Source organism: Bacillus sp. KH172YL63, from assembly GCF_011398925.1.
Taxonomy (GTDB): domain Bacteria; phylum Bacillota; class Bacilli; order Bacillales; family Bacillaceae_B; genus Rossellomorea.
Map to the genome: position 1 here is coordinate 3,247,901 of NZ_AP022842.1, position 14,626 is coordinate 3,262,526.

General features: G+C 40.7%; 16 protein-coding genes and 1 riboswitch. Of the genes, 6 read left to right on the forward strand and 10 right to left on the reverse strand.

What is annotated here, in order from left to right; all coding sequences use genetic code 11:
• Positions 1-350: 350 nt before the first annotated feature.
• From KH172YL63_RS16610 to KH172YL63_RS16635, 6 genes are all read left to right on the forward strand, one after another.
• Complete coding sequence (locus KH172YL63_RS16610; RefSeq protein WP_173107151.1) at positions 351-692, forward strand: winged helix-turn-helix transcriptional regulator; 342 nt, start codon at positions 351-353, stop codon at positions 690-692.
• A 295-nt stretch (positions 693-987) separates the two neighbouring features.
• Positions 988-1,821 carry an aldo/keto reductase gene (locus KH172YL63_RS16615; RefSeq protein ID WP_173107152.1) on the forward strand — a complete coding sequence of 278 codons (834 nt, stop codon included), beginning with the start codon at positions 988-990 and terminating at the stop codon, positions 1,819-1,821.
• 736 nt (positions 1,822-2,557) lie between these two features.
• On the forward strand, positions 2,558-3,319 hold the full coding sequence (locus tag KH172YL63_RS16620; RefSeq protein WP_173107153.1) for a methyltransferase domain-containing protein: 762 nt from the start codon (positions 2,558-2,560) through the stop codon (positions 3,317-3,319).
• Between the two features lie 267 nt (positions 3,320-3,586).
• Positions 3,587-4,033: a VanZ family protein gene (locus KH172YL63_RS16625; RefSeq protein ID WP_173107154.1), complete on the forward strand. Its 447-nt coding sequence runs from the start codon at positions 3,587-3,589 to the stop codon at positions 4,031-4,033.
• Positions 4,034-4,225: 192 nt separating this feature from the next.
• On the forward strand, positions 4,226-4,648 hold the full coding sequence (locus KH172YL63_RS16630) for a YhfM domain-containing protein (protein ID WP_173107155.1): 423 nt from the start codon (positions 4,226-4,228) through the stop codon (positions 4,646-4,648).
• Between the two features lie 138 nt (positions 4,649-4,786).
• Entirely contained in the window at positions 4,787-5,152 is a 366-nt protein-coding gene (locus KH172YL63_RS16635) for a hypothetical protein (RefSeq protein WP_173107156.1), read from the forward strand.
• 369 nt (positions 5,153-5,521) lie between these two features.
• Here KH172YL63_RS16635 and KH172YL63_RS16640 read toward each other — a convergent pair whose 3' ends face one another.
• The 10 genes from KH172YL63_RS16640 to KH172YL63_RS16685 all read right to left on the reverse strand — a co-directional run bounded on the left by KH172YL63_RS16640 (position 5,522) and on the right by KH172YL63_RS16685 (position 14,004).
• Positions 5,522-6,736, reverse strand: coding sequence for a M20 family metallopeptidase (locus tag KH172YL63_RS16640; RefSeq protein WP_173107157.1), 1,215 nt, complete (start codon positions 6,734-6,736; stop codon positions 5,522-5,524).
• Between the two features lie 12 nt (positions 6,737-6,748).
• Positions 6,749-7,585, reverse strand: coding sequence for a MetQ/NlpA family ABC transporter substrate-binding protein (locus KH172YL63_RS16645; protein WP_173107158.1), 837 nt, complete (start codon positions 7,583-7,585; stop codon positions 6,749-6,751).
• 11 nt (positions 7,586-7,596) lie between these two features.
• A complete protein-coding gene (locus KH172YL63_RS16650; protein WP_442858788.1) occupies positions 7,597-8,241 on the reverse strand; it encodes a methionine ABC transporter permease in 645 nt (214 codons plus the stop codon).
• Between the two features lie 7 nt (positions 8,242-8,248).
• Positions 8,249-9,274: a methionine ABC transporter ATP-binding protein gene (locus tag KH172YL63_RS16655; protein ID WP_173107160.1), complete on the reverse strand. Its 1,026-nt coding sequence runs from the start codon at positions 9,272-9,274 to the stop codon at positions 8,249-8,251.
• 108 nt (positions 9,275-9,382) lie between these two features.
• A riboswitch (SAM riboswitch) is annotated at positions 9,383-9,487 on the reverse strand.
• Positions 9,488-9,662: 175 nt separating this feature from the next.
• Positions 9,663-10,184, reverse strand: a complete 522-nt coding sequence (locus tag KH172YL63_RS16660; RefSeq protein ID WP_173107161.1) for an MgtC/SapB family protein — start codon at positions 10,182-10,184, stop codon at positions 9,663-9,665.
• A 90-nt stretch (positions 10,185-10,274) separates the two neighbouring features.
• On the reverse strand, positions 10,275-10,484 hold the full coding sequence (locus KH172YL63_RS16665; RefSeq protein ID WP_173107162.1) for a hypothetical protein: 210 nt from the start codon (positions 10,482-10,484) through the stop codon (positions 10,275-10,277).
• Between the two features lie 21 nt (positions 10,485-10,505).
• A complete protein-coding gene (locus tag KH172YL63_RS16670; RefSeq protein WP_173107163.1) occupies positions 10,506-10,985 on the reverse strand; it encodes an Lrp/AsnC family transcriptional regulator in 480 nt (159 codons plus the stop codon).
• 290 nt (positions 10,986-11,275) lie between these two features.
• The gene (locus tag KH172YL63_RS16675; protein WP_232066047.1) at positions 11,276-12,109 is read right to left on the reverse strand and encodes a multinuclear nonheme iron-dependent oxidase; all 834 of its coding nucleotides are present in this window, start codon (positions 12,107-12,109) and stop codon (positions 11,276-11,278) included.
• Positions 12,084-13,313, reverse strand: coding sequence for an MFS transporter (locus KH172YL63_RS16680; protein WP_173107164.1), 1,230 nt, complete (start codon positions 13,311-13,313; stop codon positions 12,084-12,086). The genes KH172YL63_RS16675 and KH172YL63_RS16680 overlap by 26 nt, the downstream gene beginning before the upstream one ends.
• Positions 13,300-14,004, reverse strand: coding sequence for a hypothetical protein (locus KH172YL63_RS16685; protein ID WP_173107165.1), 705 nt, complete (start codon positions 14,002-14,004; stop codon positions 13,300-13,302). Before KH172YL63_RS16685 ends, KH172YL63_RS16680 begins: the two co-directional genes overlap by 14 nt.
• Between the last annotated feature and the right edge of the window lie 622 nt (positions 14,005-14,626).

Consider the following 14,626-nt stretch of genomic DNA (forward strand, 5'->3'; position numbering starts at 1 on the left):
ATAAATGGAATAACGCACTTTAAAGTATCGTAGTTACTTCAAAGTCCTATAGGCACCTTAAAGTACCTATTACATTCTTTCATTGCAAGACACGTTTTCGTCTGTACAATGAAACGGGAATACGCTTGATTATGAGCCTATTAATCATCTTTGAAAAGTACGCACTTTCAAGTGGTATAGGCACTCTAAAGTACCCTAAGCTTCGATTTTTTTTAGTCATTGCTTTCTGACATTGAAAAATCTGTATTTTAGGAATGGCGAGAGAGATATGTTATATTCAAAAATATACTTTGAGTAGATCGCTGCCGTATTGTAGCTTAATAAAATACAGGATTCTGGAGGTTAAAGGAATGAAAAAATATAATATTCCAGTAGAAGCAGCTTTGGAAGTGATAGGAGGCAAATGGAAGGTTGTCATACTATGCCACTTAATCAAGAGCAAGTATCGCACGAGTGAATTAAAACGCTTAATGCCCAATATTACACAGAAAATGTTAACCCAACAACTAAGGGAGCTGGAGCAAGACGGCGTTGTAAATAGAGTCATCTATAACCAGGTTCCGCCGAAAGTAGAATATGAACTGACCGAATATGGCTGGTCCCTGAAGCCTGCTCTTGATATGTTATGTGCTTGGGGAGAAAAACATATAGAAAATATTGATAAAGACGAAGGTTCCTTAATGGACGTTTAGAATAAACGAGGCTGGGACAAAACCCTCCTTTGATATGAAAAAGCCGGTGAAATTTTAGTCGTAAAATTTCACCGGCTTTGTTTATGTGTAAATGAATATATGGACCTCTTCTTAGAGTTACCACACAAAATTTCATATATAGATTCTTTCAAGCTAAACGTTACTTTTAAGTGCCTATAGAACAATAAAGTACCTACTATTCTTTTTTTTACGTTTGATTTACTATAGTTCAACAAGACATAGTGTGGCCATCTATTCTTGATCAACTAAAATGTTTGCAAAGGAGTTTTCACATATGGGAGTTCATAATATTCGTTTAAATAATGGAATTGAAATGCCTCAAATTGGTTATGGGGTCTTTAGGGTAGAAGAAGGGAAAGATTTAGAAGAAGCTGTTGTGACGGCAATTCGCTCCGGTTATCGCAGCATTGATACTGCAGCAATCTACGGAAACGAGCAGAGCGTAGGAAATGGGATCCGTCAAGCGATTGAGAAAGGAATTGTAACGAGGAAGGAACTGTTTATCACATCAAAACTGTGGAATAACCATGGTTCATATGATGAAACAATTACGGCATACGAAGAGTCTCTTGAGAGAATGGGCCTTGAATATCTTGACCTTTACCTCATTCACTGGCCAGGGAATGATAAATATATAGAACCTTGGAAAGCACTGGAACACCTTTATAAAGAAGATAAAGTGAAGTCTATCGGGGTAAGTAATTTTCAAGTCTATCATCTCGATAATCTCTTAAAACATGCCAAGGTTACACCTGTCATCAATCAAATTGAATTTCATCCAAAATTAACTCAAACAGAGGTTAGAGAATATTGCCTTCGTCACAACATTCAGGTGGAGGCTTGGTCTCCTCTTATGAATGCGGAATTATTGAACCATGACTTAGTAATAGAAATCGCTGAGAAATATAATAAATCAGCTGCACAAGTGATTCTTCGTTGGGATATCCAGCACGGAATCATCACTATTCCTAAATCTATGACCCCTTCACGCATGAAAGAAAATATCAACCTTGATGATTTTTCATTAAGTGAAAAAGAAATGAAGCAACTGGACGCTCTAAATGAAAATCTTCGCAGTGGACCTCATCCTGACGAATTTGATTTCTAATAAGGCTGAAGAAAAAGGCACGTTAAAACGTGTCTTTTTTTCTTTGGGACAAATCTGAGTAACGGGAGCAGACAGTGAATTACACACAACGAGCCGTACATTTTAAAGTGGAAGTTCAGGAACACCCTTTCTTGCCAACGATACAAAAAGACAGCCCTGATCCTAACGGGTTAGGTTTTGGAGTGCAAAATGTCAAATAACAGCACTATTCGCTACACGATTAGCTATAAAATTCCCACTAAATTCACACTTATAAACGCACAGTGATTGGTTATCTGTGCGTTTTTTATTCATAATAGAGGATTTTTCAAAGGTTTTATGGGATTTTATGTTAATATATTGATAAAGGGATTGTTCAATTAAAGGAGCAGTTTAATAGAATAAATCAAAACTTAACTAATATGTATTTCGTCTAAATACTAAGGTGTTGTCAATAGAAAGTATAGTAAGTTAAAAATTAAAAGGCTATCTGGAAAAAGAGTTAAAGAACTTGAAAATAAATAAACAATTTAATATTTGTACATATAAGTAACAGAGGTGTTTGTTGAACAAGCAGCCGCCAACTGTTCAAGTAAAAGTGCAGGATAATGCAATAAGTTGATATGTTAAAAATAATTAAAATAAGGAGGTAGTTTGTATGAACCTATCTGAACATAATATATAAAAACTTTTTAATTACTGCCGGGGTCCTCCCTAATTGTTTGAATATCAAAAAATTAAATCTCGGGAGGAAATTATGATTAAAGATAGCCAATTTTTAAATTTAATTAAAGATGTAGATAGAAGTTTTAAAGGGTGGGATTTTTCATTTATATCAGGCACCGGACGTATGAGTAGTGGCCTACTTTCTTGGTCATATGGTAGCCAAGCAATTCCGTTAATCCAAAGCACAAATACTATGCTGGACATGGGCACTGGTGGGGGAGAGTTTTTATCGATGCTTAGACCCTTTCCTCAAAATGTTTTTGCAACTGAAGGATACAAACCGAATATATTAATTGCAAAGGAACGACTTGAACCAATGGGTGTGACTGTTGTTCCTATTGATGAGGATACCAAACTTCCCTTTAAAAACGAACAATTTGACTTAATCTTAAACCAACACGAGTCTTATTCCCCTAAAGAATTAAGAAGAATAATAAAAGAAAATGGTTTATTTTTAACACAGCAGGTAGGTGGCTTAGATTGTGTTGGAATTAATGAAGCCCTTGGTGTTTCATTGAATAATGAATTTATAAATTGGAACCTAAAATCTGCTAAAAATGAACTTGAAAAAAATTCTTTTCAGGTTCTGCAATGCCAAGAGGAATTCCCTTTTCAACGTTTTTATGATGTGGGAGCATTAGTTTATTATCTAAAAGCCATACCTTGGCAAGTACCCGATTTTAGTGTAAAAAGATTTGAAAATAAATTGTATGATATTCATAAAACTATTCAAGAAAATGGATTTTTTGAAGTGAAACAGCATCGCTTTATGATTAAGGCTAAGGCAATATAATTTAACTGAGGTCTTTTATTAGACCTCAGTAACTGTTAACGGGGGCAATAACCGAAGATCAGCTAGATGATCCGGCTATTGCCCTTATTCAATTATTGGGCAGGTTAATTGAAGAAGGATTCCATACTCTAACTAATGCAATCCTTCAAAATGAATCCCAAATATAGGATTTTATTTTCGATCGGAATAAGATTTAGTTTGCTTAAACGCAAAGTGAATATTTATTTAAGGACAATCATAAACCTCTTATGATAAGAGGTGATTAGAATGCAAAAGCAACATACGATATTTATTATTTTATTTTTGTTTTATCTATTTGTATTGTTGGTAGTGAGCTTTGTAGGATTGGGATTTGGAATGAACCACTTGAGGACGATTAATTACGAAGAAGTAAATAATAATTTTGTTCCCTTGAAAACTATGATTGGATACGTTTTTAATATTGACCATTATAACTTTGATACTTGGTTCTACAATACTTTTGGAATAGTTATCTTATTTATGCCATTAGGTTTCCTACTTCCAAAAGTTTTCTCTAACTTAAATACATTAAAAAATGTTTTATTTTTTACACTAGTGCTGAGTTTGTGTATTGAAGTTTTTCAGTATCTAACTAAATTAGGAGTATTAGATGTAGATGATGTTATATTAAACCTAATTGGAGCTGCCTTAGGATACCTGATCTTCAAGATTCAGATAAAAAGTAAAATTTAGGTTATTGAATATTAGGGACAATATCAGAAGATCAGCTGCTGAGATCAAGTTTATTGCCCGTAATCAATTATCGGGCAGATTAATTGAAGAATTGAACTTGAATAATGTAGTTCAAGACAACTAAAGCAGTTATGCTTTAAGGAATGAGCCGCACTGTTAATAAGAAATTGCATTGGAAGGAGGATAATTGGTATGAAGAAAATATTATTATCTTTATTGTTTATTACTTGTTGTTTTGCTTTAATTGCTTGTCAAACCCAAGTTAAAGAAATGAAACCAAAAGATAATATAACTGATATATCAATATCTATATCTAATGGATATGGGGGTTTGAACGAGGATTATATACTCTTAATGGACCAAGAGAATTCTATCTCAGGCTTTGAAAATGTTTTGCAAAATGCTAAAAAACGATCTAGAGATATGGATGTAGCTAATGAAAAACCTGACTACGACTTGTTAATACGCTATGACAACGGGGAGACGCAAGGTCTACATCTCCTGCTTGGAAATACGGGGGAAGAAAGCGTAATTATGTACATAGGACACGAAAGACAAGGTTATATAGTTTCTCCCAATGAGACGAAAGAAATAAGAAAGTTATTAGATGTGTAGTTCCACATCAAGTTGATTTTTATAAAGAAGTTATAAAAAAAATACAAGCACAGGTTGTGTAAATAAAATTGTTGCTACATTTTATGATTAGTAAATGGTGTTAAAGTGCTTTTTTTGAATGAGTATGTTAGATAGGAAGTGGAATTTATAGGGTTATCAATAATTATTTTACTTGTATTAATTACAACTGTCACTATAATTGCTAAGCCCGTGATGTCTATAAAAAGAAGTGAAAAAGGGAGCTCACCTAGAAAAGTCGCTTATGTAGTTATAGGGATTTTGGTTGTGCATTGGATATTTTTTTTAGGAGGCGGTTATGCTTCATTGCCAAGGAATATTGCAGATGCAATATTTATGCCTATGTGGTTGGTGTTATGCCTTGCGGGGTTAGGTATAGTTATTTTTGAATTCAAAAACAGCCAAGTTTTTTCCATTTTAGTTGCAGGCTTCGTAACCATTAGTTTGTTATTCAGTGTTTTTATTAATGGAATATCTAATATGTAAAGGTCGCTTTTCTTATTCCATTATAGGGGGCTTTAATGGAATAAGGCAGTATAGAAATGAACAGACCGATTAAGCAATCGGTCTTTTTCTTCGTTCTACTACTTATAAATCATTCAGTTCATAGCATATAGCTATTTAGTAATACCGAGAAGCTGAGAAGGCGTTTTTGAATCCTTTCTCACACAAGTATTGGTATATGTTTTAACACACCAATTCGCAGGAGTATGTTAGCCATCAAACTGCTGTAAATTAGGGTACGAAATTACCATAAACCCTTTAATAACAACAAAAACAAGAGATCCAATTCATATGGAATTGGACCTCCATTTATATTACTTTTTTAATGTTTGTACTCCAAAACCGAATCCGTTACCCTGATCCGGCTGTCTCTTCGTCTTTACCAAACTCTTCCCAAATCACCGCCAAAAGCTGCTTATCCGTCAGCAGTTCATACCCCGTCAGGGCAAGGGCCTTGGCCCCGGTCACAAGGGCACGGTCACCTTCGGGGGATTTCGCTGCTTCCCTGAATTCGTTCGTGTGGACGACGAGGGATTCGGGGCCGATCTTGATGTAGGGGTGGATCGTCGGGACGACCCGGCTGACGTTTCCGGCGTCGGATGAGCCGAGGCCTTTACGTTCTGTTTGGTCAAAGGGCTCGCCGAGTGACTCGATGGCACGCTGGAATACTTGATCGAAACGGCGGTTGAGCTGAAAGTGATCCACTTCATTCTGGATTTTGATCACATTCAGTTCCGTTCCGGTGGCAAGTGCCGCCCCTTCCGCGATCGCTTTCACTTTCTTCGTGACTTCATTGCACGCTTCCCTGGTGGCAGCCCGGATATAGAAGCGGGCTTTCGCATAGTCAGGGACGATGTTGGGGGCGTCCCCGCCGTGGGTGATGATGCCGTGAATCCGCACGTCTTCTGTGACGTGCTGCCGAAGGGCGTTGATGCCGTTGAACAGCTGGATCACGCCGTCGAGGGCATTGATGCCGTCTTCAGGGGAAGCCGCCGCATGGGCAGACCTTCCTTTGAATGCGAAATCAAGCGGGTCGACGGCAAGGGTTTTCCCTGTCTGGGTCGTCCTGTTGAACGGATGGACCATCATGCAGGCATCCACGCCTTCGAACAAGCCGGCCTTGACGAAGCTGCCCTTCGCACTTCCGTTGGGGCCGCCTTCTTCGGCAGGCGTACCGAACACCACCACTTCCCCTCCTGTTTCATTCAGTACGGAAGAGAGGGCGATCGCCGCCCCGCAGCTTGCCGTTCCGATGATATTGTGACCGCAGGCGTGGCCGAGTCCGGGCAGGGCGTCATATTCAGCCAGATAGCCGATGACCGGCCCTTCTTTCCCGGAGGATTTCCGTGCCACAAAGGAAGTCTCATGACCGGCCACTCCCCTTTCCACTGAGAACCCGTGGGCTTCGAGGAGGGTGGTCAAAGTTTCTGAAGCAAAGAATTCTTCGTTCCCGATTTCAGGTTTGTCGTGGATCTGATGGCTGATCGACACGAGTTTTACGCCCAATTGATCAACTGCTGAGACGAGGTTGTGTGTACGGTCGGCAAGCGCTGTTCGTTGACTCATTTCTTTTCCCTCCTAATGCAATTCACTGACTGGCACGAATGTCGGGATCAGCGAATCTTTGTATGTTTTCTTGATATGTTCCGCTACGTCATCTTGCTGATAGATCTCCACGATTTTTTTGTAAGTTTGATTGTCTTTGTCTTTTTCCTGTGCCGCGATGATATTGATGAATGGCTTCGATTCTGCCCCTTCGATATAGATGCTGTCATCAACCGGGACGAACCCTGCTTCAACCGCGACACCATTATTGATGATTGATGCAGCCACATCCGGCAGGACCCTCGGTGTTTGGGCAGCGACAACGGTTGTGAATTCAAGGTTTTTCGGATTTTCTTTGATCGCTTCAAGACCTTGTGACTGATCAAATCCTTCTTTCAGCTCGATCAATCCTGCTTCCTCCAGTAAGAGAAGGGCACGGCCAAGGTTCGTCGCCTCTTGAGGCAGGGCGACTGTACTTCCTTTCGGCAAATCTTCTACCGATTCGTATTGTTCCGAATAGATGCCCATTGGCGCGATAAGCGTCGAGCCGATCGGTACTAAATCCAGATTATGTTCTTCCACGAAAGAATCGAAATACGAGATTGTCTGGAAGGCGTTCAGGTCGATATCCCCATCGGCGAGCGCCTGGTTCGGTCTCACGTAATCGGCGAACTCGACGATCTCGATGTCAATCCCTTCCTTTGCTGCTTTCTCTTTTATATACTCCCAGATCGGTGCCCCTGAGCCGTTCACGCCGACTTTCACGACTTCTTTTTCACCTGATCCCGATGCACTGTTTCCCGAGCACCCGCTCAATAGCAGGGTAAATAATAGAATGGCGATGCTTGCTAGACTGATTGATTTTTTCATGATTCCCTCTCCTATCGTCTTCTGATGATTTTTGATAATGTATTTCCTGCTGTCTGCAGTCCCTGTACCATCACGATTAAAATGATGACCGTCACGATCATGACGGATGTTTCAAATCGCTGATATCCGTACGCAATGGCGAGATCCCCGAGGCCTCCGCCTCCGACTGCCCCGGCCATGGCCGATGCCCCGACAAGGCCGATTGTTGCGATTGTGATATTCAGGACCAGCGTACTCAATGCTTCCGGAATGAGGATCCCGAAGATGATCTGCCACGGCCCGGCCCCCATGGACTCGGCCGCTTCGATGACACCCGGTTCCACTTCAAGGAGCGAACTTTCTACGAGTCTTGCAATATACGGCGCCGCAAACACGACAAGCGGCACTACGGCGGCTGCCGTTCCGATCGATGTGCCGACGACCAACCGGGTAAACGGGATGATCGCGACCATCAGGATGATGAACGGGATTGACCGGAACACGTTGATGATGCTGCTCAATACGGAAAAGACGGCTTTGTTTTCAAGCAAGTGTCCCTTTCTCGTCACCACGACGATGATGCCGAGGGGAAGGCCGATGAGTGTGGCGAACAGAAGGGAAAATGACACCATCGCCACCGTATCCCATGTCGCTTCAATAATCTTTGGCCAAAACAATTCCCAATTAACTTGCACGCTTCTCCACCTCGCTTACGAATAATCTGTTTCTCCAATAATCCAGGATTTCTTCCGTTTCGCTCCTGCTGCCGATGATCTGGACGATGAGATTCCCGAACGGCTGACCCTGGAGTTCTGTGATCTGCCCGAATAATACATTGATGTGGGCGTTGAATGCTTTTGCCGTCTCAGAAAGGATCGGCAGGCCCGTTGAATCTCCTTTGAAAATGAGGCGGCAGATGCGCCCTTCCTTGCTGTCATTCAATTTGTCGAGAACCGATGCCGGCAGCTGATCATTCATGACACTTTTCACAAAGTTTTTCGTCGTCGAGGTCTGCGGGTTGGAAAAGATATCGAACACGCTTCCCTCTTCCACGATTTCTCCATTTTCCATCACCGCGACCTTATCACAGATTTCCCGGATGACCCCCATTTCGTGGGTGATCATCACGATTGTAATCCCATACTCCCCGTTGATTCTTTTTAATAGATTCAAAATTGATTCGGTCGTCTGGGGATCCAGTGCGGATGTGGCTTCATCGCAGAGGAGAATCGATGGCGAGGTCGCGAGGGCCCTTGCAATCCCCACCCTCTGCTTCTGACCGCCTGACAGCTCGTCGGGATAATGCTTCGCTTTATCTTCAAGTCCGACAAACGCGAGCAGCTCCTTGACCCTTTCACTGATTCTTTCTTTCGGCCACTTTGCAAGTTTCAGAGGATAGGCGATATTCCCTGCCACCGTCCGGGACTGAAACAGATTGAAATGCTGAAAAATCATCCCGATCCGGTGCCGCTCCTTCCTCAGATCAATCGCCGACTGATCCTTCAGGCTGCGCCCCTCTATGAAAATATCACCCGATGAAGGTTTCTCTAAAAAATTGAGACAGCGGACAAGCGTGCTCTTACCCGCCCCGCTGAACCCGATCACGCCATAAATCTCTCCCTTTTTCACCTCGAAGGAAACATTCTTCAAAGCATTGAACGGGCCATCCTTCGTCTCGAATACTTTCGTAACATTCTGAACTCTGATCATACAGGACCTTCTCCTTTCGCTATGTATCCCTCTTACTTGTGCTTCCGGCCAAATAAAAAGTGCCCCCCTTCATAAGAAGAGAGGCACAAATATGTAGATGTCCCGCTCTTCTCATCTTTCAAGTCACATGACTTGATGGAATTGGCACGGTATTCATAAGAACCCGTTGCCGAGGTATCACAGGGCCAGTCCCTCCACCTCTCTGGATAAGAAGATATCGCTTTATTTAATTAATGTTATGATGCGTTTAAGCATTAGGGTAATGGTATAGAATTTCCATTGTTTTGTCAACAATGTTTTTTGAATATTTCATAAAAAACTAAAAAAACTGACCTCAGTCCCAGGTCAGTTTTGCCGCAATACAGAGTGGAGAGAACAGGCCTCGAGCCTACTCCTCATCCTTCTCTTCCTCTTTTTTCTTCCCCATCTTCGGCAGCCGCACGGTCGTCATTTCCCGGCCTTCGAAAATGTTCCCGATCCTCGTTGTGATGAACGTGATCAGGGTCGCGAAGATGACGATCCCGTAAAAGCCTGCCCCAATCCCGATGCCGACTCCACCTACGTAGAAAATCATCGCAGCGGAAGTGAGTCCTTTTACCCGCAGGCCGTCTTTCAGGATCACACCTGCACCTAAGAAACCGAGCCCTGAAACAATTTGAGCCGCAAGCCGGAAAGGATCCATCATCTTCCCGCTGTCCGGCTGACTGAGCATTTCCGCCCCTTCAATCGAAACGATCGTGATCAACGTACAGGCCACCGCCACATACGTATACGTCTTTAACCCGGCAGGCTTATTTTTCGACGTCCGGTCCCATCCGATCACGAACCCCAGGACCGCACTCACCACAATCCGGAAATAAATATCATGCTGCCAGAAGAAATCCGCTGCTGCATTGATGATATGTGACATGGTGAAATCCTCCTCCTGTGCAAGATTGCTATTTGTAGAATATTTTTTTATCGTACACTAAATTATTTGGTATAGAAAGGGTATGTCCAATCAAAGTTTCCCTTCTCTCATCCACTTGGCAATCCTTATACTGCCAAATACCGCTACTGCAAATATCAATATAGTAAGAACGACATATATGTTCAATGCGTTGATTTCTTTCAAACCATTATCATTTCCGGTTATAAAAAATAGTAAAAAGATAAAAGCAATGTAAAGCAGCACATTGGGTATAATCCAGGCTATTCTCAATTTATTCATACACAACACCTTTATTATAAGTTATTCCCCATGTATCGGCAGCACCGTCGAATCCTTGATCTCCCGGAGCGCCAGGCTCGTCTGGATCTTCGTGATCCCCATTTCATTCAGCCGCCTGATAAAGAGCTCGAGCCCCTTCCGATCCTTGCAGGCAACCTTCAGGAGATAATCGTATTCGCCGGTCAGACAGTGACATTCCAGCACCTCTTTCATCGCTTCCAATGTCTCCTCCAACGCTTCCAGCTTCTCCGTCCGGTGCTCATTCGTACTCATGAACACAAAGCACAACAAATCAAATCCAAGCTTCTCATGATTCAGTATCGCTACCTGCTTCTTGATATACCCTTCCGTCTCCAGCCGCTTGATCCGAGCATGCACGGCCGGTGCGGACAAATTGACCCGCTTCGATAATTGGAGATTGCTCAAATTCCCGTCCTTTTGCAGCAAATCCAACAGCTGCAGATCCATCTGATCAAGGACCCTGCTTACGATTGATTCCATGGTTGGTGTCTCCTTTGTGAATTGATGGTTAGTGGGGGGATGTGGTGAAGATTTGTAAGCTATTACTCTTAGATACTTTTATTTGTTTTGGTTTTTCTTATTATACTATACAACAAAGAAGCACAAGCACGGGGACGGTTCCCGTGCTTCCATACACTTTGACGTAATGCAGGCGTGCAAAATCATGGTTCATCCATTTTTGCGTGTTTACCTGCTTCATTTTACGAAAGGTTCAACTACTTACCATACAAAAAAGACGCCTGTCCTCATAAGGATCAGGCACACATAAACTATAGAATATAATTGGCTTGAAACATTTGTTTTAATCTTTTTAAATCTTCTTTTACATCTTTGGTTCCTTCAAGATTCATATCTCTTTCAAGGTTAATCGTATGTACAGGGGCATTCTCCAGAATATATTCCAGTAATCTCCAGACTTCTTCATGAACAGGCTCAGCATGTGAATCGATGAGAATACCATCCATTTCTGTGAAACCGGCAATATGCAAGTGGTTAATCTTTTCCTTTGGTAGAGCATCAAAGAATTGATAAGGATCATAATCGTGATTGACTGAATTTACATAGAGATTAGAAACATCCAACAACATACCTATCTCTGTTTCGTTTAATAATCTGACCCAGAACTCACATTCACTATAAACATTATTGGGCCAGTTGAATTGGTATGTGATATTTTCCAGATAAAGTTGCCTGCCAACATGGTGGTGAAAGTGACGCGCTTTGTCTTTAAGTAAATGGATGGATTCGTCTATAAAGAAGGATGGAATAAAGTCAGTCAAAGAATATTCCCCCACACTGCTAACGGCAAGGTGATCCGTAATAAAGGGGGCATTGATCTCGTTACTCAGCTCTATCAGCCTATCCAATTTCCTTTCATTGATATCTTCGAATGTAGCCATAGATAAAGACAAACTATGAGCCACCAGGGTAAAGTCCCTTTTCAGCCTGGAAAGTTCTTCATTCGTACTTGGATGATAAAACAATTCAGGTGATATTTCTAAGAAATCCACCATTTCCTTTAAATCGTCCAGTTGATCTGCAAATTCATTTCGGTAGCTTATTCCTACCCCCCTTAAACTATGCAATGGAGTCACCTTCTTCACGAATCGTTTTCTCATTTGATAAGAGAATTTTAAATGAATAGTTCACCCGGAAAAGGGAGAGTATGGTAAAGATGATCAAGAAAGATACAACTCCGAATTCATCTATGATCAAGTAAGAAATCGGTATAAAGATTAGTTTACTAAGGTCGCTTAGAGCAATGGTAATGGATTTGTATTTGGCTTTCATATGGTTAGGGGCTTTAATGAATATTTCAGCCCGTAACAGATTATTGATGATCGGGGTCCCGAATGTAAATAATGAAAAGCCGATCAAATAAAAGATTGGAACGGGCGATGCAGTCATCATGATTAATCCCCCGACAATGAGGGCGTTTGAAGTGATGAGGAGCTGTAACTTTGACCACTTGTAAACATCCACTTTTGATAAAAGCATGTTGGCAAGGATCGATCCGATGCCTCCAATGATCCAGAACCCTGAGAATACGGCTGTACTTGCATCGTACCTTAAATCTAACACGAATACAGAAACGCTTATAATAATCGGGGTAATCATACCATTGATCGTCTCTAATATACTTAACTCGGATAATGTTTTACTCTTCCAGACACTGATAAAAGATTCCTTCAGATTATGCAATATTTTAGTTGGATTTCTATCGCTCACTGTATCGATCGTTTCATCTTTCACGTAAGATTTCTGAATAAAAAGGACGATTCCCAAACTAATAACATATGTAGCTAAATCGAAAAGCAATGCATTGGCCGCAAAGAGTTTGAAAAATACCGGCCCAAGACCAAACCCAAGTGTTTTTGCAGACAAGAACCAAGAATTTCTGGCACTAATGTGCTTGACTAAGTTATCCCCTTCAATTAACTTATTCATCCAGATGTTCTGTGCTAAAGCATTGGCTGAGCCAAATAACCCATTGAGTACCATAAGGGGAACAAGTAGATAGAACAGTTCTTGCTGAATGGCCAGGAAAAGGAAGGAAAAGGTAAAGATTGATCCAATGATGCACAGGATCATAATCGTGATTTTCTTGTATTTGTCTACGTAATATCCACCAAAGAAGGTTGTGACGATCCTTGCTATGGAGCTGGTGATAAATAAGAAACTGGTAAATAAAGGGGAACCTGTCAGGTAAAAGGCCAGGATCGGAAGGCCGGTCCATGTCAATGCGGATCCAAAGCTATTAATCGTACTTAGCGCAACGAGGAGATTCACAATTTTAGTGTGTTTCATATGATTCTGCCTTTCTAATAAGAAGATTAGGTATGTTCATCTGGATGATAAGTTCAGCGTTCTCTATATATTCAATCTTTCTGGACTCTTCTTTCGGAGAATAAATCAAATAGTCTACGGAAGGGTCATTTGTATCTGCAATCTCTTTTAGCCATTGGTAAATGTCACTTGTGATTTCATATATTTTTGTACTCTCTAAATAATGAGGCTGTACAAATAAAAAGTAAGTAGAATCAAACTCATCCTGAAACATTTCTGCTTCATACGGAAAAGAATAATCCATTTTAAGAACACTGGAAGATTTTGGGGTACTGGCTACTTTGTATTTTTCAATTTCATAATGGGTATATTGAATTAATTTCTCATCTAGTTGAGAAGATGTAAGATATGTATAAAATGCGCTCAGATCAGCTTCTACAGATTGCCCTTTAAATTCGTTTGCTGAAAAATAACCGGTCATGAGTTCTGTGAATCTTGAAGCCCCTAAATATTCTAGCGTTTTAGGCAGTACAGTTACAAATCTTCTTGTCCTGCTGTTTATGGTAAAGGATCTGAACCTATTAAACCCCTCAATATGTAAACCATAGAACAGGGAACGATGATCTGCTTCTCGAACTTCCTTAAAATCTCTTTCATTCACTGTTGCCTTCATAAGCTTTAACTGTGCTTCACGTAAATCCGTTCTATTCATCTTATCCCCCTTAACAAACGAAAGAGGCAGGAATCTGCCTCTTTAGCCTTTTTGCTAGTATGCATGTCATTATTTAATTGGAGCAGCTCCATCGTCCATGCAGATCTCTTGAATCTTTTTCACTTGCTCTTCTTTAACTAATTTCATCATGAATGACCTCCCTTATGTAAAATATTAGACTAATTACCGCGGATAAAAGTCCTATACAATGTAACATTATGTAAATCTATGAACAATTTGGATTTTTATGTATGTACACTTGTCAGGGCGGACTATTAAGCAGGATACTCCAATATATTTGTATATTCGACATTTTTTATAACTCTAGTTATATTTTATAGATGTTACCAGATTTTACAAAGTGGATTAGCCGGAATAATATGTTCAAAAATGTGGCTTAAACTATCATGTAAGATAGTTTGGACAGATTGTAAAAGCATCCTTAACCCTCCTGTACTTTACTTCAAAATCAACCCTCTAATATATATAATAAGCAGTAAACGTTAATCCGTTTTGAACTATGAGAATCAGGATCTGGTCGATTATTTGAAAAAAATCCTCCTGTCTCACGTTAAATATAGCCAACATAAAAATAAAGAGTATGATGATGGAAGAATAATAT